Origin of the sequence: Sinorhizobium sp. FG01, from assembly GCF_002531875.1 — a bacterium.
Classification (GTDB): Bacteria; Pseudomonadota; Alphaproteobacteria; order Rhizobiales; family Rhizobiaceae; genus Sinorhizobium; species Sinorhizobium fredii_C.
The window spans coordinates 425,868-452,614 of record NZ_NWTB01000006.1; the positions used below are offsets into that span (position 1 = coordinate 425,868).

At 63.7% G+C, this 26,747-nt stretch carries 25 protein-coding genes and 1 pseudogene; 12 read left to right on the forward strand and 14 right to left on the reverse strand.

The window, feature by feature from the left end; genetic code table 11:
- Positions 1–59: 59 nt before the first annotated feature.
- Positions 60–845 (forward strand): endonuclease/exonuclease/phosphatase family protein, encoded by a 786-nt coding sequence (locus CO656_RS12320; RefSeq protein ID WP_097525987.1) that lies wholly within the window; start codon positions 60–62, stop codon positions 843–845.
- 5 nt (positions 846–850) lie between these two features.
- On the opposite strand, the gene CO656_RS12325 is transcribed toward CO656_RS12320, so the two are convergent.
- Positions 851–1,951, reverse strand: a complete 1,101-nt coding sequence (locus tag CO656_RS12325) for an AI-2E family transporter (protein ID WP_097525947.1) — start codon at positions 1,949–1,951, stop codon at positions 851–853.
- A gap of 147 nt (positions 1,952–2,098) precedes the next feature.
- On the opposite strand from CO656_RS12325, the gene CO656_RS12330 reads away from it, so the two are divergent.
- A complete protein-coding gene (locus tag CO656_RS12330) occupies positions 2,099–2,356 on the forward strand; it encodes a hypothetical protein (protein WP_037419682.1) in 258 nt (85 codons plus the stop codon).
- Positions 2,357–2,507: 151 nt separating this feature from the next.
- Here CO656_RS12330 and CO656_RS12335 read toward each other — a convergent pair.
- Positions 2,508–2,752, reverse strand: a pseudogene (locus CO656_RS12335) (DUF982 domain-containing protein).
- 970 nt (positions 2,753–3,722) lie between these two features.
- Positions 3,723–4,052, reverse strand: coding sequence for a hypothetical protein (locus CO656_RS30210; RefSeq protein ID WP_158254922.1), 330 nt, complete (start codon positions 4,050–4,052; stop codon positions 3,723–3,725).
- 449 nt (positions 4,053–4,501) lie between these two features.
- Here CO656_RS30210 and CO656_RS12345 point away from each other — a divergent pair, with 449 nt between their 5' ends.
- Complete coding sequence (locus CO656_RS12345) at positions 4,502–5,761, forward strand: nitrate/nitrite transporter (protein WP_097525948.1); 1,260 nt, start codon at positions 4,502–4,504, stop codon at positions 5,759–5,761.
- A gap of 154 nt (positions 5,762–5,915) precedes the next feature.
- Here the strand turns inward: CO656_RS12345 and CO656_RS12350 are convergent, their stop codons facing one another.
- From CO656_RS12350 to CO656_RS12380, 7 genes are all read right to left on the reverse strand, one after another.
- Entirely contained in the window at positions 5,916–6,674 is a 759-nt protein-coding gene (locus CO656_RS12350) for a FadR/GntR family transcriptional regulator (protein ID WP_037419692.1), read from the reverse strand.
- A 4-nt stretch (positions 6,675–6,678) separates the two neighbouring features.
- Positions 6,679–7,767 (reverse strand): four-carbon acid sugar kinase family protein, encoded by a 1,089-nt coding sequence (locus tag CO656_RS12355; RefSeq protein WP_097525949.1) that lies wholly within the window; start codon positions 7,765–7,767, stop codon positions 6,679–6,681.
- 1 nt (position 7,768) lies between these two features.
- Complete coding sequence (locus CO656_RS12360) at positions 7,769–8,752, reverse strand: oligopeptide/dipeptide ABC transporter ATP-binding protein (protein ID WP_037419698.1); 984 nt, start codon at positions 8,750–8,752, stop codon at positions 7,769–7,771.
- Positions 8,752–9,759 carry an ABC transporter ATP-binding protein gene (locus CO656_RS12365; protein ID WP_179864752.1) on the reverse strand — a complete coding sequence of 336 codons (1,008 nt, stop codon included), beginning with the start codon at positions 9,757–9,759 and terminating at the stop codon, positions 8,752–8,754. The genes CO656_RS12360 and CO656_RS12365 overlap by 1 nt, the downstream gene beginning before the upstream one ends.
- Positions 9,760–9,775: 16 nt before the next feature.
- Positions 9,776–10,684, reverse strand: a complete 909-nt coding sequence (locus CO656_RS12370) for an ABC transporter permease (protein WP_097525950.1) — start codon at positions 10,682–10,684, stop codon at positions 9,776–9,778.
- Between the two features lies 1 nt (position 10,685).
- A complete protein-coding gene (locus CO656_RS12375; RefSeq protein WP_097525989.1) occupies positions 10,686–11,642 on the reverse strand; it encodes an ABC transporter permease in 957 nt (318 codons plus the stop codon).
- Between the two features lie 229 nt (positions 11,643–11,871).
- Complete coding sequence (locus CO656_RS12380) at positions 11,872–13,521, reverse strand: ABC transporter substrate-binding protein (protein WP_097525951.1); 1,650 nt, start codon at positions 13,519–13,521, stop codon at positions 11,872–11,874.
- 325 nt (positions 13,522–13,846) lie between these two features.
- Here CO656_RS12380 and CO656_RS12385 point away from each other — a divergent pair, with 325 nt between their 5' ends.
- From CO656_RS12385 to pdxA, 4 genes are all read left to right on the forward strand, one after another.
- A complete protein-coding gene (locus tag CO656_RS12385; protein ID WP_097525952.1) occupies positions 13,847–14,755 on the forward strand; it encodes a dihydrodipicolinate synthase family protein in 909 nt (302 codons plus the stop codon).
- A 10-nt stretch (positions 14,756–14,765) separates the two neighbouring features.
- Positions 14,766–15,959 carry an exo-alpha-sialidase gene (locus CO656_RS12390; protein WP_176536571.1) on the forward strand — a complete coding sequence of 398 codons (1,194 nt, stop codon included), beginning with the start codon at positions 14,766–14,768 and terminating at the stop codon, positions 15,957–15,959.
- 303 nt (positions 15,960–16,262) lie between these two features.
- Entirely contained in the window at positions 16,263–17,396 is a 1,134-nt protein-coding gene (locus CO656_RS12395; protein WP_097525953.1) for an iron-containing alcohol dehydrogenase, read from the forward strand.
- Positions 17,397–17,417: 21 nt separating this feature from the next.
- On the forward strand, positions 17,418–18,404 hold the full coding sequence (pdxA, locus tag CO656_RS12400; RefSeq protein ID WP_097525954.1) for a 4-hydroxythreonine-4-phosphate dehydrogenase PdxA: 987 nt from the start codon (positions 17,418–17,420) through the stop codon (positions 18,402–18,404).
- A gap of 18 nt (positions 18,405–18,422) precedes the next feature.
- On the opposite strand, the gene CO656_RS12405 is transcribed toward pdxA, so the two are convergent.
- The 4 genes from CO656_RS12405 to CO656_RS12420 all read right to left on the reverse strand — a co-directional run bounded on the left by CO656_RS12405 (position 18,423) and on the right by CO656_RS12420 (position 22,432).
- Positions 18,423–19,715, reverse strand: a complete 1,293-nt coding sequence (locus CO656_RS12405; protein ID WP_097525955.1) for an amidohydrolase family protein — start codon at positions 19,713–19,715, stop codon at positions 18,423–18,425.
- A 214-nt stretch (positions 19,716–19,929) separates the two neighbouring features.
- A complete protein-coding gene (locus tag CO656_RS12410; protein WP_037419718.1) occupies positions 19,930–20,073 on the reverse strand; it encodes a hypothetical protein in 144 nt (47 codons plus the stop codon).
- 96 nt (positions 20,074–20,169) lie between these two features.
- The gene (locus CO656_RS12415; protein ID WP_097525956.1) at positions 20,170–21,252 is read right to left on the reverse strand and encodes an ROK family protein; all 1,083 of its coding nucleotides are present in this window, start codon (positions 21,250–21,252) and stop codon (positions 20,170–20,172) included.
- Between the two features lie 148 nt (positions 21,253–21,400).
- Positions 21,401–22,432: a LacI family DNA-binding transcriptional regulator gene (locus CO656_RS12420; RefSeq protein ID WP_097525957.1), complete on the reverse strand. Its 1,032-nt coding sequence runs from the start codon at positions 22,430–22,432 to the stop codon at positions 21,401–21,403.
- Positions 22,433–22,588: 156 nt separating this feature from the next.
- On the opposite strand from CO656_RS12420, the gene CO656_RS12425 reads away from it, so the two are divergent.
- The 5 genes from CO656_RS12425 to CO656_RS12445 all read left to right on the forward strand — a co-directional run.
- Positions 22,589–23,680: a fatty acid desaturase family protein gene (locus CO656_RS12425; protein ID WP_097525958.1), complete on the forward strand. Its 1,092-nt coding sequence runs from the start codon at positions 22,589–22,591 to the stop codon at positions 23,678–23,680.
- Positions 23,681–23,730: 50 nt separating this feature from the next.
- Positions 23,731–24,048 (forward strand): MocE family 2Fe-2S type ferredoxin, encoded by a 318-nt coding sequence (locus CO656_RS12430; protein WP_097525959.1) that lies wholly within the window; start codon positions 23,731–23,733, stop codon positions 24,046–24,048.
- Between the two features lie 26 nt (positions 24,049–24,074).
- On the forward strand, positions 24,075–25,301 hold the full coding sequence (locus CO656_RS12435; RefSeq protein ID WP_097525960.1) for an FAD-dependent oxidoreductase: 1,227 nt from the start codon (positions 24,075–24,077) through the stop codon (positions 25,299–25,301).
- Positions 25,302–25,347: 46 nt separating this feature from the next.
- Positions 25,348–26,169 (forward strand): 3-methyl-2-oxobutanoate hydroxymethyltransferase, encoded by an 822-nt coding sequence (locus tag CO656_RS12440; RefSeq protein WP_037419733.1) that lies wholly within the window; start codon positions 25,348–25,350, stop codon positions 26,167–26,169.
- A gap of 243 nt (positions 26,170–26,412) precedes the next feature.
- Positions 26,413–26,747 (forward strand): ACT domain-containing protein (locus CO656_RS12445; RefSeq protein WP_280951802.1); only part of this gene is annotated, 335 nt, incomplete at its 3' end.

The following is a 26,747-nucleotide window of genomic DNA, read 5'->3' on the forward strand; positions in this document are numbered from 1 at the left end:
TGCCCTATCGAACGCGCAAAGGTCGCTGCAGCACTTTGATCTCTGCCCGAAAAAGCACCATGGCTCGACCGCTTCGCTTCCTCACCTACAATGTCCATGCCTGCTTCGGGACCGACCGAAGGCTCGACCCGGCGCGCATAGCCGCGGTGATCGGCGAATGCCGGCCCGACATCATCGCCCTGCAGGAGGTGGACGTCGGACGTGCCCGCAGCGGCGGCACAGACCAGGCGCATATGATCGCCACCCACCTCAACATGGCCGCGCATTTTCATCCGGCTCTGCACCTGAAGGACGAGCGGTACGGCGACGCGGTGCTGACGGCGCTGCCGATGCGGCTCGTGAAGGCGGATGTGCTGCCGTCGACCGGGGAGCCGCGCGGAGCGCTCTGGGTGGAGATCGATCTCGCTCATGCCAAGCTTCAAGTCATCGTCACCCATCTCGGGCTGCGCGGTTCGGAGCGGGTCCGCCAGGCGACGGCTTTGCTCGGTCCCGGCTGGCTCGGCGGCATAGGGCGGGGAGACGCGCGTGTGATCCTTGCGGGCGACCTCAACGCCATCGCCCGCTCGGCCGCTTACAGGCTGCTGGCGACACATCTCAAGGATGTACAGGTCCAATCGAATGCCAAGCCGCGCCCGACCTTTCCCTCCCGCTTGCCGCTGCTGCGGATCGACCATGTCTTCGTCGGCGACGGGATAAGTGTCCGCGATTGCAAGGTGCATAGCAGCGTCCTTGCGCGGGTTGCTTCCGATCATCTGCCGATCCTGGTCGAATTAGACATCGAGCCGACTGCCAAAGGGTGCCTGACCGAGGCGGACGATCGCCTGGAAGGGACGCAACGCCGGTGACGGATCTAGAGTGGGGGAGGCGGCGATGAACTGTCGCTTTCCCGGTTGTGGGCACGCCATGTATCGAGCAGCAGCAAAGTCACCGTGAAAGTCACCGGTCCGATCACCAGCCCTGCCGGTCCGAAGACGATGACGCCGCCGATCATGCTCATGAATGCCACGACGGTGTGCAGCTTCAGCCGTTCCCCGACGAACATCGGATAGAGCAGGTTGTCGACGGTTGCCACCACGCCGGCGCCCCAGACAGTCAGGATCAGCGCCTTGCCCCATTCGCCGGTCAGCGCAAGCGACAGAGCGGCCGGAATCCAGATGATGAAGGCGCCGAGAACCGGCACCATCGCCAGCAGGCCCATTGCAAGACCCCAGAGGAGCGGCGACGGCAGACCAAGCAGCCAGAACATCAGGCCGCCCAAGGTGCCCTGCACCAGCGCGACAGCGAAGGTCCCGAAGACGATCGCGTGCACCGTTTCGCTGACGCGCAGGAACAGCCTGTTCATCTCTGGGGATGTCAGCGGAGAGAAGTTCTTGAGCATGGCCAGGGCTTCGCGGCCGTCGCGCAGGAAATAGAACAGGAAATAGAAGGTTAGCACGAGGTCGATAATCTGCACCACCGATCGGCGGACCAGGATTGCGCTGAAATTGGTGAGCAAGGTCGCGGCGTTGCCTGCAAGCCCAGCGAGGTCGAGCTGGGTCTCGATCCACAGCAGAACCAGCCCGATACGCGGATAGCTGGCAATGGCGTCGCGCCAGCTTCCCGTCCTCAGCCCTTCCGCGATGATCTGGGCGCCCTTGGCTGCCTCGTTGACCAGCCGCTCGGCAATCAGCATGAGCGGCACGGCGACGATGAAGGCGGCAATCGCCACCGTCGCCGCAGCGGCGATTTCCGGGTAGCGGAGGTCCTTTGCGATCCGGCGGTGGAGCGGGTGGAACATGATCGCGAGGACCAGCGCCCAGGTCAGCGCCGGCAGAAAAGGCACGGCCAGCAGGTAGCAAACGACGATTCCAGCTGCGATTGCGATCAGGATCACCAATGACCGCGAACGTCGCGCGGTCAGCAATCGATCTGGAGCTTCCTGTTCTGCCTCGGCCGAAACGTTCCTCGCCACGTGAAAATCGCTCCTTTGCGAACAATCTGGCGCCACCCGAACAGACTTGTCACAAGATAGGTTCCACCTCCGATACGCCCGGCCACGTCAAGGAACCTTCGGACGAGCCGAGGGTTCGATCCTTGGAGCTGGAAAAGGATCGTGACGATGAGCAATCCCAAGGACGAAGCCCTCAAGAATCAACCCATGCCGTCTCCTACCTGGAAGCCCGATCCGAAGGAGATGAATATGGATCCGAAGCCCTTGCCGGATCAAGCTCGCCCAGCCGGCGAGGAGGCCGACGAACCGCCGGCAAGGAGCGGAACGTCGGAGCGGCGCGAGAAGCCGACCGAAGCAGCCGGAAAGGACAATCCGGTCCATCATACGGGCCGCGTTCCGCCGAAGGTGACGGACGACGAGCTCTGATGTGCTGAGGAGGGATTGATATTCGCGGCATTCCTTCGTCGGACACTGCACATGACCGTGCGCACCTTTGGTCTCGGGGATGCTTCTCCCTCCTCATCTCTTGTGCTCGTCACAGGAATGAGGGAGAAGAGTACACGCTGGTGACACACCGTCACCGCATCATCTTGATTTTCGCTTCCTTGACCGCAGCGACAAAAGCTTGGCGCGCTTGATCCTCTGGGGCCGTTCCGAGCATGGCGTCGGTGCAGGCATTGAGGGCGGCGTTGTAGGCGTTGCCATGGGAGACTGGCCAATGTTCGCTAAGCAACCTTGCCGCTTCGGCCGGCTCCAGACGATCTGGACACCGTCGAGATCGGGCAAGTCCACGATGACGCATTCGTTCCATGACTTGAACATGTCGGCGTCCCTTGGCTTCTGGCCCACCTAACTGCCTCTGAACCCTTTCGTTCCCGTGCTTTCCATCTTGGCTTGCATCATTGATGCGGGAACGCGGCAATGATGGATCACTTGTTGCTGTGGGCGGCTCGGCCCGGTCCGGGACCGGGGCCGGTGGGGTCGGGTTTCATGGCGGAACTCCCTTGATACGTCCGGACAGTCCACTGGTGTGACGATTGTTCCTGCTGACGAGGCTGAGGCAACATTAAGACTGCGGACCGCTCGCCTCCTCACAAGTCGCGAATGCGGGCGTCAGCCGGCGCGTTCGGCCGATCAGCGCTGCCCCGCCGAGTCGGCGACCTGCGGCGTATAGACGACCGTGTCTGCTCCGCCATCCAAAAAGCCGCCGCCGATCGTCAGGTAGACGAAAATGGCGCAACAGCAGGACCGCGACCGGGAAGGTGGCTGAGGCCTGCTTCTCGGGCGCCAGGCGCTCATTTCTTCGGGCGAACATAGCCATTACTCCCTTGATCATAGGAGAACGAAATCGCGTCGCCGGGGTTCCCTGACACGCCTGGATGCGGCGCTAGCGGCCGGCTATCATTCGAGGTTTGAAAGTCACTCTCGGAAAAACTGACTCTTCACTCAAGGAAATATTGATGGTCCTGCGCCCCACGCTCGTCCATTTCCTTGCGCATGACCACCGAGACCGACCTCGGCGCGTCCGAACCGGAGAAGCACACGCCGGTGATAGGGCCATGCAACTCAGTTTGATTGAACAATATATCAATCTTGCTGCATTGCGGCAGGGGGCGCCACGGCGCTGCAGCCGCTGACGATCTCGGGCGGCAGGGGACAGAAAAAGGACGGCGAGACGGTCACGGCGAAGAGCAGTTCCGGTGCCAGTAAGATCAAAACGCCGCTGATCGTAACGACGATCGGCGACTACAAGGGCGGCCTTCGTCAGCCCTATATTACGGCACCTTTCGGCCTACGGCCGGTTGCTCGCCTTCGGCATCGTTTTCGGCCTGCTGCAGACGCTTTGCGATTTCGTGGCGATCGCCCAGGGCAACAGTCGCTTCTCGATGACGGTGAGGTCGACTATATAGACGGTACGGACACGGATCGTATGATCGCTGCAGGAACTGCCGGCGATCACCAAGGCCTCCCGCGACCACGGCGTCCTGACGATCGTCGCGCGCTTTGGCGTCAGCGACCGCACGATCCGGCTGAATGTCGGCCTCCACAGGCGGAAGAGGTGATTGCGGACCTTCGCCAGGCGTTCTTCGTGGCGGCGCGCTAACGGCCAGCTTGGCGCCACGGCTGGATCTTGCAATGTGATCCGGCTAAGGGGCAGCGGTGTTGCCGCTGCCCCTTAGCCGGATCGCCGGCCCGCTCAGCGCATCTCCCGCGCGGCCCTACGTCCAAGAGGCCGTCTACCCGTTGCGGATAAATCGCCATCGGACATGCCCATTGTTTCATCAGGCCTACCCCGGCAGGCTAATTTTTGGTCACCTGCCCAGCGAGACGGTAGAGCTTCTTCGAGCAAGCCACTGCTTTTGCAGCGCTTATGGCAAATCGCTTTAGTTGGCATGTCCCTTGCTTCTCATCTGGCGAGCCCGAGCTGACCGCCGGCGGTGCCCAATGTCGCGCACCAGGAGCAAGGTTGCTTAAGCAGGATGGAAGCGGCGATCGCTGAGAAGCGACGCGCGTTGTTCGGGGCATTTCCAGGATCAACGATCGAATGGCGCCTTTGCGCCGGGAGAAGCTATGTCCGCTGTTCACCAGTCACAGAAGATCACTGCCGGGGAGCAGGGCCGCGCCCTGTGGATCTCGACGACCGCTTTCACCATCTGTTTTGCCGTGTGGACGATCTTTTCGATCATCGGCGTGCGCATCAAGCAGGAACTGGGACTAAGCGAAGCGCAGTTCGGCCTGCTGATCGGCATGCCGATCCTCACCGGCTCGCTGATCCGCATCGTGCTCGGCATCTGGACCAACCGCTACGGCGGCCGGCTCGTCTATACGGTCACCATGCTGGCGGCCGCGCTTTCGACCTTTCTCCTCGCCTACGCCACCACCTTCCCTGAAATGCTGCTCGCCGGCCTCGGCGTCGGCATTGCCGGCGGCTCCTTCGCCGTCGGTGTCGCCTATGTCTCCCCCTTCTTCCCGCCGGAAAAGCAGGGGACGGCGCTTGGCATCTTCGGTGCCGGCAATGTCGGCGCGGCGGTTACCAAGTTCCTGGCGCCGTTCGTTCTCGTCGCCTATGGCTGGCAGACGGTCGCGCAGGTCTGGGCGGCCGGGTTGTTGCTGACGGCCATCGTCTTCTGGTTCACGACTGACGACGATCCGAAGTTCCGTGCCCGCCGCGAGGTGAGCCAGCCGCGCAAGAGCTTCCTCGCCGAATTCGCGCCCCTCAGGAACGTTCAGGTCTGGCGCTTCTCGCTCTACTATTTCTTCGCCTTCGGCGGCTTCGTCGCGCTAGCGCTGTGGCTGCCGCGTTACCTCGTCGGCGTCTACGGTTTCAATCTCGAGACGGCGGGCATGATCGCCGCGGCCTACTCCATTCCCGGCAGCATTTTCCGTGCCTATGGCGGCGCTCTTTCCGACAGGATCGGCGCGCGCAAGATCATGTATGCGATGTTCGCCGTGTCGGCCGTCGCAACGCTCATCCTCTCCGTGCCCGAGGGCGGCGCGTTCCAGATTACCCCGGTCGTGTTCGTCGCCGTTACCTTCGTGCTCGGCTTCGTGATGAGCCTCGGCAAGGCGGCCGTCTACAAGCACATTCCCGCCTATTATCCTGAGCATGTCGGCGCTGTCGGCGGCGTCGTCGGCATGATGGGCGGCCTTGGCGGCTTCATCCTGCCCGTCGCCTTCGGTTTCCTCAAGGACTGGACCGGCCTCTGGTCAAGCTGTTTCATGCTGCTCTTCGTGATCGTCGCCGTCTCGATAGTCTGGATGAACGCCTCGATCCGCCAGTTCAAGCGGCGTGCCGACGAGGGCGCGCCGGCCGGTGCCTACGGGCAATAGAAGGACGGCACGGCTGCAGCATCGATACTGAATGCAGCCGCGCGGCACATCCGATCCCCCGACATACCACTTCCCCGCAGGGATTGCCAAAACCCTGCTTCCTGCCCGGCACTTAAGTGCCGGGCTTTTTCGTTCCTCTTTCGAAGCCCTGAACTCAGAAGGAAAGATCGAGGACCTTGCCCTCGAAGAGCCGGTCGCGCGAACCTTCGAGGTGCTTGCGCATCAGGTCGCGGGCCTCTTCGGCGCGGCCCTCCTGAACGGCGCGGTAGATCTGCCGGTGTTCCTCGTAGACCTGTTCCAGGCCTGGCCGCGGGCCCATCAGCGAAAGGCCGTGAAGGTGCATGCCGACGGCGATATGGGCGCGCAGGGCCTCGAGCGAGGCGGTGTAGTAGTGGTTGTTGGCCGCTTCGGCGACCGCCTTGTGGAAGAGGAAATCGGCATCGGTGCGGTGCAACTGATGGCTTGTCGCTTCGCGCAGTTCGGCAAGCGCCGCGGCGATCCGAGCGATCGCCGCCTCGTCGCGTCGCTGGGCGGCGTAATAGGCGGCGGCGGGCTCGATCGTCAGGCGGAATTCATAGCAGCGCTGAATGTCGGCGATCGACTTGACCGGCGAATAGGCGAGCTGCGCGGCGGCCGAGACCTGGGCGCTGACGAAGGTGCCCGCACCCTGGCGCGAATAGATCAGGCCCTGCTCGCGCAGCCTCCCGAGCGCATCGCGCACGACGGGGCGGGAGACGCCCAGCATCGAGGCGAGCTCATGCTCGCCCGGAAGCCTCGAATCCGGTGCGTAGTTGCCGGTGCGGATCCGCTCGTGCAACTGGTTGAAGACCCGATCGACGAGCTTTACCGATTTGCCGCGTTCGCTTTTCGCTTCGGCTGCCGCCTCATGGCCAAGGCCGCCATTCTCCGCCATTCGCTTACCCATCCTGTTCATCGGCCGCATGCCGTAATTCTGGCGCGTCTCGCAGAACCTTTAGCAGAGATTGCGCATTGCCGAAGCCCCCCGACTTCATCGCTGACCGCATCCTCCCGCCGCCCCGGCGCTCCGTCTCGAACCAGGGGATTCCCGCCTCGATCTCGCCCCTCGGCAACAGCACGCGAGCCCCCAGCGTATGCAGGATAGCATAGGCCGTATCACCGCCGCCCATCATCAGCATGTCGGGCGCCATGGCGGCGACGAGACGGGCAACGCCTGCGGCGAAGCGTTCCGCCACAATCTCCGGTGCCTCGGCCAACGTCCCGGTGCATCTCAACAGTGCCGGCAGCCGCGCCGGTCCGCGCTCACCAGGCACTTCGCCGGCCGGTGCATCGACGTGACTGGCGATGTGACCGCTTTCGAGCAGCACCGCCATCTGCGTCTCGGTGATCGGATCACGCGAACCGAAAGCAAAGAGCGTGCACGGCGACGGCGCGAAAGGTGCCGGCGACGAAGGCCGGGCGAGCCGCCGGGCAAGCGCACGCCCGAGGCCGCGCGCTCCAACGCCGATGCTGGTCGACCAGTCGAGGCTTTCGACTAGCGCGTCGAGATCCTCGTCTGAGGCCGCGTCGGCGATCCGAACGTCGATGGCGCTGCCGGAAAAGAGCGGCTCGATCGGCAGGGGTTCGCCGACGCCGAAACCGGCGACACGGGCTTCGCGGGTGTAGCGTCCCTGGTCGGGCACGGCAGGAGCGACAGCCAAGCGCCGGCGGCCGACGGCAAAGGCCAGCGCTTCGCTCTCCGCCCCGACATTGCCCTTGAGGCGCGAGTCGATCTTCTTCAGCACGAATACGGGCGAGGTTCGGCACAGGGCGGCGGCGGCCCGCCTGACGCGATCCGCAGCCCGGACGGAATCGAGCGCGCGCGACACCGTATTGACCACGACGACCTCCGCGCCCGTCGCAATCGCGGCCTCGACTGCCTCGACGTCGAGCGCCACGGCGACGCTCAGGCCTGCATCGACGAAGGGCGTTCCGGTATCGAGGGCGCCCGTCAGATCATCGGCGATGATGGCGACTTTGAGGGTCATGCTATTCGCCGTTTACGGCGTGGCAGGCGACGAGATGCCCCGGCCGCGCCTCCTTCCACTTCGGAACCACCCGGCGGCAGACCTCCATGGCGATCGGGCAGCGGGTGTGGAAGCGGCAGCCGGAGGGCGGGGCAAGCGGGCTCGGCACGTCGCCTTCGAGGATCTGCCGCTTGCGGCTGCGCTCATGTTCGGGATCGGTTTCAGGCACCGCCGAGAGCAGCGCCTTGGTATAGGGATGCAATGGCGTCTCGAAGAGCGCGTCGCGGCTGGCAAGCTCGGCGAGCCGACCGAGATACATGACGCCGACGCGGGTCGAGATGTGGCGTACGACCGCCAGGTCGTGGGCGATGAACAGGTAGGTGAGGCGGTACTTCTCCTGCAGATCGAGCAGCAGATTGATGATCTGCGCCTGGATCGAGACATCAAGAGCCGAGATCGCTTCGTCGCAGACGATGAACTTCGGCTGGCAGGCGAGCGCCCGGGCAATTGCCACACGCTGGCGTTGGCCGCCGGAAAGCTCGTGCGGATAGCGTGAGGCGAAGCGCGGCGGCAGGCCGACATCGGTGAGCAGTGCCGCAACCTTTGCTTCGAGTTCCGCCTTGCTGGCGAGCTTGTGGAACAGGATGGGTTCGCCGATCGCCTCGCCGACGGTCATACGCGGGTTGAGCGTCGAATAGGGATCCTGGAAGACGATCTGCAGGTCGCGCCGGAAGGGCCGCATCCGCTTCTCGTCAAGCGCCGTCAGGTTCTGGCCCTTGTAGAGAACCTTGCCGGAGGTCGCCCGATGGAGGTTCAGGATGGTGAAGCCGGTCGTCGACTTGCCGCAACCGGACTCGCCGACGAGGCTGAGCGTCTCGCCTTCGACGATATCGAGGCTGACATCGTCGAGCGCGTGCACTGTCGCCGCCCGTTCGCCGAAGGCGCCGAGCCGCACATGGAAGTGCTTGACGAGGTTTTCGATCTTCAGCAGCGGTTCTGCACCCATCAGGCGGCCTCCAGCGCTTTTTCGACGGCGAAGCAGGCGGCGCGGTGGCTTCCTGCAGCGGAAACGGGCTCGAGCTTCGGCACATGCGAGCGACAGATGTCCATCGCCAGCGGACAGCGCGGCGCGAAGGGACAGCCCTCAGGCCTGCGGCCCGGTTCCGGCGGCGTGCCGCCGATCGAGTTCAGCCGCGAGGCCGGAGCATCGGAGAGTTTCGGAATCGAGGCGAGCAGCCCGCGCGTATAGGGGTGGCGCGGATTGGCGTAGAGCGCGTCGACCGGGGCATCCTCGACGACGGTGCCGGCGTAAAGCACCACAACGCGGTCGACGAGGCCGGCGATCAGCGCCAGGTCATGGGTGATCCAGACCACCGACATGCCGAGCTTTTCGCGCAAGCCCTTCACCAGGTCGACGATCTGCGCCTGGATCGTCACGTCGAGCGCCGTTGTCGGCTCGTCGGCGATCAACAGCTTCGGCTCGCAGGCAAGCCCGATGGCGATCATGACGCGCTGGCGCATGCCGCCGGAGAGTTCGTGCGGATAAGCCTGAATGCGGTCCTCGGGCCCCGGAATGCCGACGAGGCGGAGTAGCTCGATGGCACGTTCGCGGGCTTGTTTCCTGTTCATGCCGCGATGGTAGATCAACGGCTCGGCGAGCTGGTCGCCGATCCGCATTACCGGGTTGAGCGAGGTCATCGGATCCTGGAAGACGAAGCCGATGTCGCCGCCGCGCACCTTTCTCAGCTCCCGATTCGACATCTTCTGCAGGTCGTGGCCGTCGAAATGCGCCTCGCCCTTGGCGACGCGGATCTTGTTGGGCAAAAGCCGCATCAGGCTCAGCATGGTGAGGCTCTTGCCGCAGCCGGATTCGCCGACGACGCCGAGCGTCTCGCCCTTGTCGACATGCAGGTCGATGCCGTCGACGATGACCGCGGGGCCGCTACGCGTTTCGATTTCGACCGTCAGTCCCTTGACGTCGAGCAGGCGATATTCCGTGTTCGCGTTCATCATTTGCTACCTCGCGGGTTCAGGGCATGACGGATGCGAGGCCGAGGACGGCCGCCGGTGCGGCGAGCAGATGCGGGTAGTGTTGCCAGACGCGCAGTCCGTCCGAGATCATGTTGCCCCAGCTGGGCGTCGGCGGATTGACGCCGACGCCGAGGAAGGAGAAGGCGCTCTCGAGCACCATCGCGGTGCCGAGGCCGGCACTGACGGCAACGATCAGCGGCCCGAGCGCGTTCGGTATCACATAGCGCATTAGGATGATGCGGTTCGACAGGCCGAGCGCCTGGGCGGCGGTGATATAGGGCCGGCTGCGGATGGAGAGCACCTGGGCTCGCACCAGACGCGCATAGGGGGGCCAGGAAATCAGCGCCATGGAGCCGAAGACGAGCAGGAAATCGATCCAGACCGTCTCGCGGTAGAACGGATTCAGCGTTTCGAGATAGCGCGCCTCCATCCATTGCGCGATCGGCGTCTTCAGCGATGCGTTGATGACGACGACGAGAAGCAGGTTCGGCACCGACATGGTGATGTCGGTCAGCCACATGATCACCCGGTCGAAGGGGTTGCCGAAGAAGCCGGCGACCGCGCCGAGAACCGTACCGATGACAAGCGCGATTGCCGTCACCACGACGGCGACGACAAAGGCGGTCCGCGTGCCGTAAACGACGCGGCTGAAGACGTCGCGGCCGAGATCGTCGGTACCGAAGAGGTGGGCGAGGGACGGCGCCTGGTTGCGGGCCTCGAGATCCTGGCTGAGGAAGTCGTAAGGCGTCAGATAGGGGCCGAACAGCGCGACGAAGGCGAGCAGGATGATGATGCCGAGGCCGAAGATCGCCAGGCGGTTTCGCTTCAGTCGGTACCAGGCATCGCGCCACAGGCTGACCGGCGCTTCATCCATAAGAGGGGCGGGCTGGGCTTGAACGCTAGACATGTCAGCGGCTCCTCTTGGCATCGACGGCGCGCGGATCGAGGAACGGATAGAGGATGTCGACCAGGAGGTTCGAGATCATCACCAGGAACGAGCCGATAAGGGTGATCGCCAGGATCACCGGATAGTCGGAATTGGTCAGCGCCTTGACGGTCAGCCGGCCGAGGCCCGGCAGGCCGAAGACGAGTTCCACGAAGATCGCGCCATTGACGATGGTGATCATGATGAGGCCGAGTTGGGTGACGACCGGGGTCAGCACCGGCCGCAGGATATGCTTGAGCGCCACGACGATCTCGGGCACGCCCTTCGCCCGGGCGGTCCGGACGAAATCCTCGGAAAGCACCTCGATCACCGCGGCGCGCGTCTGGCGAATGATGAGGGCGATCGGCTGGAAGGACAGCACGACCAGCGGCAGGAGGATGCGGATGTCGAAGACACCGCCCCAGCCGTAGGGCACGTTGACGCCCGGCAGAAGAACGATAAGGGCGACCATCAAGAGCGGCCCCGCGACATAGGCCGGGATCGCCCAGAGGAAGAGCGCCGAGCCGAGGATGATGTAGTCGAGGCGGCGGTTCTGGTTGAGCGCCGCGATCATCCCGAGCGGAATGGCAATGAGCGCGGTGAGAATGATCGAGCAGAGCGCCAGCTTGAAGGAGACGGGTGCGGCCGCCTTGACCATCGCCCAGACGGAGCGCCCGGAGTTCAGCGAGTTGCCGAAATCGCCCTGGAGCAGGTTCCAAACATAGTAGCCGAACTGCTCGATGAAGGGCTTGTTGAGCCCGGCGCCTTCGCGGATCGCCTCGATGCGTTCCGGATTATAGGCGACGTCTCCCGGCGCACGCAGGAAGATCAGCTTAATCGGGTCGCCGGCGCCGTAAAAGGCGAGGGCATAGACAGCCATCATCACCAAGAGAACCGATGGTATCCAGATGGCAAATCGTGTCGCGACGTAACGCAGCATGTCGCTCATTCCTCCCGCATGGTGCCGGCCAACCCGCCATGGCGATCTCCGGGCGTCATGCTTTGCCTGAGCCGCCCTGGGTCCGTAAAGGGCGCTGGCGTGCCGGCCGTTATGGGCGCCAGGACCGCCACGGAAGCCGAAGCTTGCGTTCCATGCGCCTATTTGAGCGCGAAGGCCCGGAAGCCTTCGCGCGACTCGTCCTGTTTAAGGTCGACAGCAGCCGGCCGTATCAGCCGACCGAAATCTCCCAGGGCTTGGCAACCTGCCAGTCGAGGTTCTTGTCGATGCCCTTGACCTCGGCGGTCGCCCAGCGCGACATCGCCTGAGCATACCAGGGGATGAAGGTCCAGTCGTCGCGGAAGGCCTTTTGCGCCTCCTGGGCGAGCGCCACGCGCTGCGGATCGTCGGCCGCCTTCGTTGAGGCTTCCTTCAGCAGGCTGTCGACCTTGTCGTTCTTATAGCCGCCGAGCTTGTTCTGGGCATTCGAGGAGGTCGAAGCGATGGAACCCTGCAGGTAGGAGACGGCATCCGGCACGCGGGTGCCGACGTCGTCGCGGAAGATCTGTACGGCATTCTGGTCGGGGCCGGCATAGGCGTCCTGCTGCGGCTTCATGTCGACGGCGGAAATACCGAGATTCTGGCGCCATTGTTCGGCGATGAACTGCGCAGCCGCCTCAATCGCCGGGCCGGATACACCGACGAAGAGAAGCTTCGGCAGCTTCTCCGGTCCGCCATAGCTCGACTCGGCAAGCAGCTTCTTGGCGCCTTCCGGATCGTAAGGGTAGGGCTCGAAGCCGGAATTGTCGGCGCCCGGCACGGAGTTCAGGATCTGGTCCGTCTTCTTGTGCGGACCGTCGGGGAAGGAGGCCTTCATCAGCCCTTCGCGATCGACGGCGCGGATCAACGCCTCGCGCACCTTCGGATCGTCCATCGGCTTGCGCGCCGTGTTGAACCAGAAATGCTGGCTGGTCGGGATGATTGGGCCGGAGGCGAAGTCCGCTCCGAGGTCCTGGATGATCGTCGAGGTGACAAGTTCCGTATGGGCGTTGAATTCGCCGGATTTCAACAGTGACGTCGCGGTGACGTTGTCCTCGATCGAGCCGATCTCGATTCGCGCCAGCTTCGGCTTCGGGCCGAAGAAATTCTCGTTGGGCTCGAAGGTGAGCGTGCCGGCATCGATGTCGATCGCCGTCAACTTGAACGGACCGGAATAGACGGCGCCGCTGTCCGGTGTGTACCAATCGGCGATCTCCTCGCCGTCTTCACCGCGCGACTGCTCGGCCTTGGTGATCGGCGCGATATGGTTGGCAAGGCGCATGAAGAAGATCGGGTCGGCCTCGCTCAGCGTCACGACGACGGTGCCTTCGTCCGGCGTGGCGATGCCGGAAATCTCTTTGGCGCTGCCGCCGCTTAACTCCGCATAGCCGGCGACCTTGCTCAACACTTGGTCGGCGCGCTGGTTCTTGGTGTTCGGCATCGCCGAGACGTTCCACGATCCCTTGACGTCCTCGGCGGTGATCTTGCTGCCATCGGAGAAAGTGGCATTCGGATCAATCTTGAAGGTCCAGACCTTATCGCCCTCGGAGGACTCCCAGCTCGTGAAGACATAAGGATTGATCTTGCCTTCGCTGTCGAAGAACATCGGCGAGGCCCACCAGATGGAGTTCCAGCGATAGGGGACGCCGCCGCCGCGCAGCGGCGACCAGTCCTGGTTGAAGGCCGGATTGGCCACCTTCAGCACCTGGCCTTCCTGGGCCATCACGATGCGCGCGTTCATGCCGGCGATCGTCAGCGCCACCGTGGCGCCGAGACCGAGCTTCAGCGCCTCCCGCCGCGAGATGCCCGCCGTTGCGGAGTCGAGGTCATTCCGTCTGGTCATTTCTTCCTCCCGTGCGTGAAATCGAGCGCCTCCGCTCTCCCCGGATCATGGTGCTCTGATTGGCCCTACACTGGACAATATTGTAAATATGTCAACTAAAATTGCACGTCCGTTCAACAGCGAGGTCGGCGTTGTTGAAAAAATCACGTATAATCAATTGGTTGCAGATGCGCGAAAATTGGAGCTCCGTTTTTCATATTGACAACATGGGTCATGTTGAACCAAACAGGAGCGATGAAGCGCATCGGGAAGCGGCGAAAAGCGGTCCGGAAGGCCGCATCTGACAAGTTCGTCAACCGTTTGCGGGACCGCGGAGGAGGCGCAGATGAACGGACGACATGTGGTGACCGGCGTTTATTGCGCCGCTGCGACGCCGCTTAAGGCCAGCGGCGATCCCGACCTCGCGCTCTTTTCCGATCATTGCGGCAGGCTGCTGGCGGAGGGGTGCCATGGAATCGCCCTCCTCGGCACGACCGGCGAGGCCAATTCGTTTTCGCAGGACGAGCGCAGGGCAATCCTGGAGAGCGCCCTCGGAACCGGCATTGCCGCCGACCGGCTGATGCCCGGCACCGGGGTTGCCGCCATACCGGAAACGGTTGCGCTGACGAAGCATGCGCTCTCGCTCGGGGTGACGAAGGTCGTGATGCTTCCGCCCTTCTACTACAAAGGCGTCAGCGACGAGGGGCTCTACGCAGCCTATTCGCAAATCGTTGAAAAGATCGCCGACAACCGGCTGAAGGTGATCCTCTATCATATTCCGCAGGTCTCCGGGATTCCGCTCTCGATCCCGCTGGTCAAGCGGCTCGCGGCGGCCTTTCCCGAGACCATCGTCGGCATCAAGGATTCCGCCGGCGACTTTGCCAACATGCAGGCGCTGGTGGCGGAGCTGCCGGGCTTTTCCGTGCTGGCCGGCGCCGATCCCTTGCTTCTGCCGCTCCTGCAGGTCGGAGGCGCGGGCTGCATCACCGCTACGTCCAATCTCGTCGCCGATTCCCTGCGGCTGATTTTCGACCATGTTTCGGATCCGGCAAAGGCGGCCGAGGTCCAGGCGGCGCAGGCGCGCATCAACGCCTATCGGACTCTGTCGAATTCCTATGTGCAGATCCCGACGATCAAGGCGATGGTCGCCCTGAGGCGCGGGGAGGATGCCTGGCGCCAGACGCGCGCGCCGCTCGTGCCGCTGAACGACAGCGAGCGCGCCGATCTCGCCGAAAAATTCGCGGCTTTGGACTGAGGAGGATCGGATGACCTATTCCGCCCTGGAGCCGCACGAGGTTCCGTCCCGGATGACGGGCGAGCTCGTGCCGACCCCGGCCGAGCCCGGCCGCTGCGACGCCTATCTTCCATCCCCTTGCGTGCAGAACCACGCGGCCAATCTTGCCTTTCTGCCGGATGGCACCCTGACTTGCGTCTGGTTCGGCGGAACGATGGAGGGCATGGGCGATATCTCGGTTTACATGTCGCGGCTGGAGCCCGGCCAGCGCCGCTGGTCCAATCCGGAAAAGATGTCGGACGACCCGGCGAAGTCCGAGCAGAATCCATTGATCTTCACGGCGCCGGACGGCCGCGTCTGGCTGCTCTTTACCTCGCAGACCTCCGGCAACCAGGATGGAGCGGTGGTCAAACGGCGCATTTCCGATGACCGCGGCAAGTCTTTCGGTCCGACGGAAGTGCTTTGCGACATTCCCGGCACCTTCGTGCGCCAGCCGATCATCGTCAATGACGCCGGCGCCTGGCTTCTGCCGGTGTTTCGCTGCATCGGGAAAGCGGGCCGGCGCTGGACCGGCGACGTCGATCGCGCCGCCGTGCTGATTTCGCGCGACGAGGGCAGGAGCTGGACGATGTCCGACGTGCCCGACAGCATCGGCGCGGTTCACATGAACATCGTTCCGGCCGACGGTGCCACGATGATCGCCTTCTATCGCAACCGTTTTGCGACCCATGTGCTCAGAAGCCAGTCGGACGATGCGGGGCTCAACTGGACGGCGCCGGAAGCGGTCGACCTGCCGAACAACAATTCGTCGATCCAGGCCATTCGCACAAAAAACGGCGCCATTACAATGGTTTACAACCATAGCAATGCGTCCATGTCGGATGCGCGCCGGCACTCGCTTTATGACGAGATCGACGGCGGCGAGGAGGGCGCTTCCGCCAATGAGGTCGTCTCCGCCCGTCCGGCCGTCTGGGGCGTGCCGCGCGCGCCGTTAAGCCTGGCTTTTTCGACGGACGGCGGCCGAACCTTCCCGCGCCGCATCGATCTCGACACGGGCGATGGCTATTGCCTCAGCAACAACTCGAAGGATTCGCTCAATCGCGAATTCTCCTATCCGTCGATCGTTGAGGACGCCGAGGGCCGGCTGCACGTCGCCTACACCTACTTTCGTCGGGCGATCAAATACGTCCGGTTGGAGCCGGGCTTCCTCGAAAATGCCGGGTGAACTGGCGTCCGGCTGACCGGCCGCGGCCCAGAATTGACAAGTGGAGCTGCTGCCATCGCATCGCCGGCTTGCCAGGGTCAATCGCTGTGCGCTGGCGGAAGCCGCAGCGCGCGAACAGGAATTGCGTTTGGTTTACAAAGCGATAGTGGTAACCGTCCGGCGTCGTCATCGGCCACGGTGAAGCAGCAAAGAACATGTCACGGACAAAAGAGCGGTCACGGCTCTTGCCATAGGGCGACATAAAGGATAACAACTTTACATCTTGTCGTACTTGCGGCGCCGGGTTCAGGGAGGATCGAGCGGATGAGCAATCTGGAAACGCCCATTTCCATGGTGAGACCAGACCTGATCGAATTCGGCACCGGTGTGGCGGCAAGGCTCGGCACATGGGCCGCCAGCAAGGGATACCGCCGTGTCCTCGTGATTTCCGATGCCTTCAACGCAACGCGGACTGAAGTTCTCGGGCTCGCTGGCGAGGTGACCGTCTATGGCGAGGTCAAGGCCGAGCCGGATACGAGCGATCTCGAGCGTGTGCTCTCGGCAGCGGAGGATGCCAGGGCCGATCTGATCGTCGGCTTCGGCGGCGGCAGCGCCATGGACCTCGCCAAGCTTGCGGCGGTTCTTGCCGGCTCGCCGCAGCGGCTTGCCGAAGTCGTCGGAGCCGGCAAGGTCGCGGGCCCGCGCAAAGCCGCGCTTGCCCAGGTGCCGACCACATCCGGAACCGGCAGCGAGGCGGGAATTCGCGCTCTCGTCACCGACCCGGAGACGACAGCCAAGCTCGCCGTCGAAAGCATCCATATGCTCGCCGATATCGCCGTCATCGACCCGGTGCTCACCTTCACAGTGCCGCCGAAGGTGACCGCGGCAACAGGCGTGGATGCGCTCGCCCATTGCGTCGAGGCCTTCACCAACCGCAAGGCCCATGCCGCCATCGACATCTATGCGATCGAAGGCGTGCGGCTTGTCGGCCGCTATCTCGCCCGCGCCGTCCGCGACGGCAATGATGCGGAGGCCCGCGCCGGGCTGTCGCTCGCCTCGCTTTACGGCGGCTATTGCCTCGGCCCGGTGAATACGGCCGGCGGGCATGCGCTTGCCTATCCGCTCGGCACGCGCTGGCACGTCGCCCATGGCGCCGCCAATGCGCTGATCTTCCCGCATGTGCTCGCCTTCAACACGCCGGCCGTGCCGGACAAGACGAGGGCGGTGCTCGAGGCGCTCGGCCTGCCTGCCTCGGAGCGCGTCGACTCGGTCTTCGATGCCGCGCATGGGTTCTGCGCCGCGCTCGGCATCGAAATGAAGCTCAGGCAGCTCGGCGTGCTTGCCAACGACCTCGGCACGATGGCCGACGATGCCTTCGCCATCCGGCGGCTGCTCGACAACAATCCGCGCGACCTGTCGCGCGCCGACATTCTCACAATCTATGAAGCGGCCTTCTAGGCGGGGCACAGGGAGAAAACCATGGGCAAGGACACCCGCGTCGCAATCACGCTCGGCGATCCGGCCGGCGTGGGGCCGGAGGTGATCGTCAAGGCGCTCGCCTCGCTGCCGCGCAAGGAGCTCGCGAGCTTTATCGTCGTCGGCAATATCGAGGCGCTGGAACGGGCGAATCGCGCCACATCCGCGGCTGTCGACTTCGCGTCGCACCCGACGGACGGCGCCGTTTTGGTCGAGGAGGTGCCGATCGACGCGCCCTTGCCGGAGATCGGCAAGGTGAACGCCACGGCCGGCGAGGCCTCGGTGCGCTATATCCGCCGCGCCGTTGAAATGGCGACGGCGGGCGAGGCCGATTGCATCGTGACGGCGCCGATCAACAAGGAGGCGATGAATCTCGCGGGCCATCATTTCGACGGCCACACCGGTCTTCTGGCGCACCTCACCGGCTCGAAAAGCTCCTTCATGCTGCTTGCTTCCGAGCGGCTCAACACCATCCACGTGTCGACTCACGTGTCGCTGCGCGGCGCCATCGCGCGCGCGACGGTCGAGCGGGTGCTGGCGACGATCGAGGCCGGCCACAATCATTTCCTGCGACTTGGTATGAAGCCGCGCATCGCCGTCGCCGGCCTTAACCCGCACTGCGGCGAGAATGGTCTCTTCGGCGACGAGGACACCCGCTTCCTGGCGCCCGCCGTCGAACTGGCCAGGGCCAGGGGCATCGACGTTTCCGGTCCGATCTCGGCCGATACCGTCTTCGCGCGCGCCTATAACGGCGCCTTCGACCTCGTCATCGCGCAATATCACGACCAGGGACACATCCCGATCAAGCTCGTCGCCTTCGATACGGCGGTGAACGTCTCGCTCGGGTTGCCGATCGACCGCGTCTCCGTCGATCACGGAACTGCTTTCGACATCGCCGGCACCGGCAAGGCGAACCACGTCAACATGCTTTCGGCGATCGCCTATGCGCGGCTGATGGCAAGTTCGCCGAGGCGAGCGGTCGCGCAGTAGCGGCACTCGCAGGAGACGTCAGTCCCCGGACCATGGCGCATAATTGGCGGCATCGACGGCCGAAGGTCGTCCCTCGATATGCAGCTCACTTAGCCGTGGCGGCGTGCGGGCGATGACCTTGCCGCGACGGATCACGGCGAGCCGGTTCGGCCTCAGCCGCAGGGCCTCCAGCGTATCGCGTGCCTGGAGAATGACGAGGTCGGCGTTGCAGCCCTTGTCGAGACCATAGCCTTCGAGGCCCATCGTCTTCGCCGAATTGACGGTCAGCGCGTCGAAGATCTTCCGCTTGTCGTCAATCCCGGCCATCTGGGCGACGTGGATCGCCATATGCCCGACCTCCAGCATGTCGCCGGAGCCCATCGAGTACCAGGGGTCCATGACGCAATCGTGGCCAAAGGAGACGTTGAGGCCGGCCTCCATCAGCTCGCGCACGCGCGTCAGGCCGCGACGCTTCGGATAGGTGTCGTGCCGGCCCTGCAGCATGATGTTGATCAGCGGATTGGGAATGACGTTGATCTCGGCCTCCGCCATCAGCGGGACGAGTTTCGAAACGTAGTAGTTGTCCATCGAATGCATCGAGGTGAGGTGCGATCCCGCCACCCGGCCCTTCAGGCCGAAGCGGATCGTCTGCGCTGCCAGCGTTTCGATATGACGCGACATCGGATCATCGGTCTCGTCGCAATGCATGTCGACGGGCATTCCGCGCTCGGCGGCGAGCCGGCACAGCGCTTCCACCGACGCCGTCCCGTCGCTCATGGTGCGCTCGAAATGCGGAATGCCGCCGACGATGTCGACGCCCATGTCGAGCGCCCGGTTCAACGCGTCGACGGCGCCGGGCGAGCGGTAGTAGCCGTCCTGCGGGAAGGCGACGAGCTGCAGGTCGATATAGGGCGCGATCCTTTCGCGGACTTCGAGCAGCGCCTCGACGGTAACCAGCCGCGGATCGCTGATGTCCACGTGGCTGCGAATGGCGAGGAGCCCTTGCGAGACCGCCAGGTCGCAATAGCGCAGGGCCCTTTCGATCAGTGCCTCGCGCGTCAGAGTGGGGCGCAGTTCGCCCCAGAGCGCGATGCCCTCGAGCAGCGTGCCGGAGCGGTTCATGCGCGGCAGCCCGAGCGACAGCGTCGCGTCCATGTGAAAGTGCGGATCGACGAAGGGCGGCGTGGCGAGCCGGCCGGTCGCGTCGATCTCCTCCTTGCCCGACGCTTCGATCTTCGCCGCCACCTCGGCGATCCTTTCGCCTTGGATGCCGATATCGATGCCGCTGCGCCCGTCCGGCAGATTGGCGTTACGAATGATCAGGTCGAACATGGCGGCTCCAGCGGATAAGATGAGAAACACCAGCGCCAGCTGCGGCGAGTCGGCGGCAGCATCATAGCTTGCACTACACTATCATTGTAGGCGAGGGGGCCACGCGCGATGAGGTGCTGCGAAGTCGCGCTTAGCGAGGCTGGCCTGCATCGGACGGTCGATGTCTTGCGTGCGGGGACGGGGTCGCCAGACCTCCGCTTGAGGCACAGGTAGGTCAATTCTCCTCGACCGAAATACCCTGCTCGCCAATCTTGATCTCGATGCCTGGCTGGTTTTCTTCGCGGTAGACGTAGATGCCCAGTCCGACAGCGACCACGGCGAGAAGAGTGATGATGAGATAGAGGCCATTCCGGCTCATTCAGTGCGTTTCCTTCAAAGCGTTGACATGTCCGTAGCTAGGAAACCTGGCGGGAAAGGCAACCGCTGCGTGCTGTGGCGTCAGAGCTGGCGCGGTTCAGGACGGGTCGCAGTTATCAGCCTTGTTGCTGAAGTGGGCGTTGCCGAGGCCGGTGCCGATCGTCAGAATTCCCCAGTCGGAAACGTCCTGCATGAAGGGTATCTGCGAGAGACCCTGAACAACGGCGTCGTTGTGCATGATGACGAAGGTTTCCTCCTCGCCGATTTGCGGAATGGCTCGCTTGAGCGCGACGGGCAGGTTGAAGTGCTCGCTCTCCCAGTTGCCGCCCGGCAAGTTCTGGCCGCCGCGCAGGATCGAGCCATCGGCATTGATGGCGCCGGGGCAGGCGACGCCGATCACCGGTGCCGGCGCGAGGCCGGCCTTGTCCGCCTTAGCGACGAGCTTGTCGATCATCGCTATGAGGCGTTCGATCGTGGCGCTCCTGGTGGGCTTGTCCTTCGCATGCCGCCAGATGTCCGATTTCCAGACTCTGGCCTTCGAGAGGTCGGTCTCTTCCTTCAAGCGCAGCTCGACGATGCCCACGCGCACATTGGTGCCGCCGATGTCGATGGCAAGTATGGCCCTGTGGCCCTTGAGCATCCAGCCGGGCATGAGATGAGCGGCACCGATGAGCCCCGCATCGTCCGGATGGTGGACAATGGGCGCGAGCTCGATCTTCAGACCTTCTGCCTTCAACAGCACCATTGCCCGGGCAATGGTGAGTTCACCGACGGCGCTCCCTCGGAAGCCGCCGCCGATCACCACGCGCTCGGTATTCTTCCAGCTCTTCTGCTGCAGGAATTTCCCGAGCACGCCGGAGAGTTCGCCGGCAAATTCGTCGACCGCTCCCATGACGAGGGCGGCCGCCTCCTTGTCGTCTCCGAGCAGGAATGCGTCGATCTGCTTTTTCGACAGGCCGTCGGTCGGGGTGTTGCCGAGCGGGTCTTCACCGCCCTTGCGCACGCGCTTGCGCCAGGCATCGAGTTTTTCCTGAAAGGCAAATTTGTTGGCCTTGTCCCCTAAGAAACCGTCGCCGGAACGAAGCCCCAGATTGTAATCGTCGACCATGACCGACGGCAGATCGCCGGCACCATGGATGAGCGGGGCCCCATTTCGTTTTTCGTTCACGGATCTGCCCACGCAACCTCCTCATGAAGCCTCGCCTGCAGTTGTGCGCTGGCGGCGTCACTTACAACGTGAGGGGCAGGGCGATGTTCCCGCGTTGCTTCACCTGTTTCCGATGCGCCCGCACGCAATTCGGCTCTCGGCGCAGAACTAGACCTAGCGGTCAGATATTCTCCGGCGTGTAGATGTCGAAGGGCAGGATGGTCTGCCCTGGAACGCCGGCGGTACCCCGGTCGATCGCACCGATCATCAGGTTGACCGTCTCTCGCGCCAGCGTCTGGACCGGTGTGGCGACCGCCATGATGACCGCCTCGTCGGCAAGGGCGCCGCGCGATTCCGGTGTCAGCTCGTTGACGACGACGAGCAGCTTGCCGACCAACTTCTCCTCGCGGATCGCCGAGATCGCCCCCTCCATGCCGCCGCCGCAGACGTAGAAACCGAGAAGGTCCGGGTGGCGTTTCAGGAGGTCGAGGGTCGCCTCATGGGTGATCTCGGCGGTATCGAGGTTGACCATCGTGTCCAGCACCTCGAACTCCGGCGCCTTTTCGCGAAAATAGGAGCGGAAGGCGATCTCGCGCAGTTCATGGCCGAGAAAGCGATGGCTGCCGATGAATGCGGCGACCTTGCCAGGTCGCTTGGCCGCCTTGGCGATCATCCAGGCGGCCGTTCGCCCGACCTTTTGGTTGTTCAGGCCGATATAGCCCTCGCGCACGCCGGACGCGAAATCGGAAAGCAGTGAGAAGGTCGGAATGCCGCGCTCTCTCAGTTCCTCGACCGCGGCAGTGACGGCCGGGTAGTCGGGGGCGACGAAGGCGATTGCCTGATTGCGTGCCGCCATTGTCTTAAGTTTCTCGGTAATCCCCGCCGGCGTCGAATTGGCGACGAAGTCGATCTGCGGGATGACCCGGACATTGGTCAGTGACAGCGCCGCACTCTCCATTTCCCGAGCGACCGCCTGATAGAAGGCTTGCTGCGGCTTCTGCAGGAGAAAACCCAGACGGTACTGCGGCAGGTCCTCGAAAACCCGCTGCCGCAGCAGCCCGACCGCATGGTAGCCGATTTCCTTTGCCGCGTCGTAGACGCGCCGCGCCGTCTCCTCGCGCACCGGGTGGCGTCCGTTCAGCACCCGGTCCACCGTCGCAACACTCACCCCCGCGGCCCGCGCCAGATCCGCTATCGTCGGCCTGCTGCTCATCTCCGCCTCCCTGACAGCATTACCTCATGAATGAGGCCACAGTTATGATGTGTTTTGATAGAATATATCATAGCTGCATTGAGAGCTGTCAAAAGTCAACTTATTCTCCTCGCATCAGATGAAGGCGCAATCCGGAGCGCTCTTCGGGAGGCAGGGATGACGACAGGTCCGACGAAACGAGATTACAGCCTGCTGGGCCGCGATGCCCAAGCCGCGGTGGCGAACGGCCTCGCCGCGGCCGAGTGGTACCATACGGAAATTCCGCGCAAGCAGATGAAGGAGCTGATGAAGCGCGAGGATGGTCCGGCCATTCGCGACACAGCGATCTGGCTCGGCAGCATGGCTGTCCTCGGTGGGCTCGGCACCTATTTCTGGGGCACCTGGTTCGCCGTGCCGTTCTTCCTTGCCTATGGCGTCCTTTACGGCTCGGCCTCCGACAGCCGCTGGCACGAATGCGGCCACGGCACCGCCTTCAAGACGATGTGGATGAACGACGCCGTCTACTTGATCGCCTGCTTCATGATCATGCGCAATCCGGTGACCTGGCGATGGAGCCACACGCGCCACCACACCGACACGGTCATCGTCGGCCGCGACCCGGAAATCGCCGTCATGCGGCCGCCGGATCTCATTCGTCTCGTCCTCAATTTCTTCGGCATCATCGATGTCTGGTATGCGGTCATCGACATGCTGCGCAACGCTTTCGGCGTGATCAGCGCAGCGGAAAAGACCTTCATTCCGGAAATGGAACGGTCGAAGGCGATTCTCGTCGCCCGCATCTGGCTTGCCATCTATCTGGCGACCACCGGTCTCTCGGTCTATCTCGGCTCGATACTGCCCTTGATGCTGATCGGCCTGCCGCGGCTTTACGGCGCCTGGCACCACGTGCTGACCGGCCTGCTGCAGCATGGCGGCCTTGCCGACAATGTCATCGACCACCGGCTGAACAGCCGCACCGTCTACATGAATCCGGTGAGCCGCTTCATCTACTGGAACATGAACTACCATGTGGAGCATCACATGTTCCCCATGGTGCCCTATCACGCGCTGCCGAGGCTGCACGCGATGATCAAGCACGACCTGCCGGCGGCCAACCCATCGATCCTCGACGGCTATCGCGAAATGATCCCGGCCTTCCTCCGGCAGCTGCGTAACGAGGATTATTTCCTGAAGCGCGAACTGCCGCCGACGGCAAAGCCCTATCGCGAAGAATTCCACAACGACCGGGAAGCCCAGGCCGCCGAGTGAGCGGCAGGCGATCCCGCAAATCAGAACAAACGACTGAATGGAGGAAACCCATGAGCTCGAACTGGGTCGAGGTCTGTGCCGCCGACGAAATCGACGAGGAAGACGTCATTCGTTTCGACCATGAAGGGCGCACCTTTGCCGTCTACCGCAGCCCCGATGACGAATATTTTGCCACCGATGGGCTCTGCACGCATGAGCAGATCCACCTCGCCGACGGGCTGGTGATGGAGGACATCATCGAATGTCCGAAGCACAACGGCCGCTTCAACTACAAGACCGGCCAGTCCAAGGGCGCGCCCGTCTGCGTCAATCTCACGACCTATCCGGTCAAGGTCGAGGCCGGCAGCGTCTTTATCGCGATTTCCTGACGCTTCAGGGGCGAGGGGAGGAGAACATGAGCCATATCGTTATCGTCGGCGCCGGCGAATGCGGGGCAAGGGCGGCCTTTGCTCTCAGGGAAAAGGGTTTCGAAGGCGAAATCACGCTGATCGGCGCCGAGCCGCATCTCCCCTATGAGCGTCCGCCGCTTTCCAAGGACGGGCTCGTCGGGGCCGAGCCGCCGAAATATGTGGCCGGCCTCGAGCGTTACGAAGAGGCGCGCATCACCGTGGTGACGGGCGTCGCGGTCGAGGCGATCGACCGACGGCGAAAGGCTGTGCGGCTCGAAGGCGGCCGTGCGATCGACTATGATCGGCTGCTGCTCGCGACCGGCGCCCGGCCACGCGCCCTTCCGGGCATGAGCGGAAACGCCGAGCGCATCCGGATGCTCCGGACGCACGCCGACGCTCTGGCGATCCGCAGGGCGCTGGTACCCGGCCGAAAGCTCGCCATCATCGGCGGCGGCTTCATAGGCCTCGAGCTTGCCGCGACGGCCCGCAAGCTCGGCGCCGACGTCGTGCTCATCGAGGGCCTGCCGCGCGTCCTATCGCGCGGCGTGCCGCAGGAAATCGCGGATGTCGTTGCCGAGCGACATCGGCAGGAAGGTGTCGAGATCGTATGCGGCGGGCGCATCGCCGCGCTCGAGGCGGATGACGGCGGCGCAAGGGTGCTCTTCGCCGAAGGCACCAGCAGGCTCGCCGACCTGATCGTCGTCGGCATTGGCGCGGTCCCGAATACCGAGCTTGCGGAAGCCGCCGGCATTCTGATCGAAAACGGCATCGCGGTCGATGAGACGCTGCGGACATCGGACCCCGACATCTATGCGGCCGGCGATTGCTGTTCCTTTCCCCTGTCGCACTATGACGGGCGGCGGGTGCGCCTCGAAGCCTGGCGAAACGCGCAGGATCAGGGGACGCTCGCTGCGGCCAATCTCATGGGTTTGGCCGAGCCTGTCGCGAGCGTGCCGTGGTTCTGGTCGGATCAATACGAGCTGACCCTGCAGATCGCCGGCCTTGCCGACGGCGCCGCGACGACAGTACGGCGCGATCTGACGGACGGCGGCTTCGTTCTCTTTCATCTCGATGGCGAAGGCCGGCTGATTGCCGCAAGCGGCATCGGGCCAGGCAACGCGGTCGCCCGCGACATTCGCCTCGCCGAAATGCTGATCGCCGCCGGCAGCAGGCCCGACCCGGCGGCGCTTTCCTCGCCCGAAACCAAGCTGAAGACGCTGCTGGCGGCCTGACGGCCGCTGCAGTTCGCCCCCTTCCAAGCATTCACCGGAGATTTCCATGAAACACCGTCGCCCGACCGTTGCCGATCTCTTGTCGATCAAGGGCAAGCGACAACTCACCATGCTGCGCGTCGTGACGCTGGAGGAGGCCGAAGCCGCCGAGAAGGCCGGCATCGACCTCGTATCCGTTCCGCCGGCGCTGCTGGGACCGGAATTCCGCGAGGCGGCGCCGACGGTCTTTGCCTTTCCCGGCCTCGAATATGGCGACTTTGTCACCGCCGAAGACTATCTGCGCGGCGCGTTCCAGGCGATGCGGGCGGGCGGCGATGCCGTTTATTGTGCGGCCGGCCTTTCGACGGTCAAGCGGCTGCGCGAGGAAGGCATCCCGGTCTGCGGCCATGTCGGGCTGATCCCGTCAAAGGCCACCTGGACCGGCGGCTTCCGCGCTGTCGGCAAGACGGCGGCGAGCGCGCTCGAGATCTGGCGCCAGGTGAAGGCGCTCGAAGAGGCGGGCGCCTTTTCGGCCGAGATGGAGGTTGTGCCGGGAGAAGTGGCGGCCGCGATTTCTGAGCGCACCTCGCTGCTGATGCTTTCGATGGGAGCGGGCACCGGATGCGATGCCCAGTATCTCTTTGCCGAAGACGTGCTCGGGCAGAACCGCGGCCATTATCCCCGCCATGCCAAGGTCTATCGCAACTTTGCCGCCGAATTCGAGCGGCTGCAGCGGGAGCGTATCGCCGCCTTCCGAGAATATGCCGAGGATGTCCGCTCCGGCGCCTACCCGGAGAAGGCACATCTGGTCGGTATCGAGCCGGCGGAGTTGAAGGAATTCCTCGGCAAGATCGATAAGCAGGAGCACGCGGCGTTCCGCGTAAGATGATCGTGACAGCGCCGTTGCGTCGTTTCAGACGCAAAAGGTCGCTGCAGCACTTTCAATTGCTGCAGGAATTATCCTTTAATTGGCTCCGGTTTACAGCACCGCGCGTGTTATCAGACGCGCAAAGGTCGCTAGCACCTTGAGTTGCTGCATGTCTTTGTCCTTGAATCGAGATCGATTTAAGGAACATGCAGTAGGGAAGCAAATGGGCGCAACGCCCAATGATGCGACAGCTAAGGACAAATGATGAACAGCTATGTCTTGACGGTAACCTGCAAATCCACCCGCGGCATCGTCGCGGCGCTTTCCGCCTATCTCGCCGAGCAGGGCTGCAACATCATCGACAGCTCGCAATTCGACGATCTTGAAACCGGCCTGTTCTTCATGCGCATTTCCTTCATTTCGGAAGAGGGCGTCGGCCGTGCCGCACTCGAGGAGGGGTTGAAGCCAATCGCCGAAAAGTTCGCCATGGAAACGGCGCTCTATGACCAGGCGGAACGCACCAAGGTGCTGCTGATGGTGTCGCGTTTCGGCCATTGCCTGAACGACCTGCTCTACCGCTGGAAGATCGGCGCGCTGCC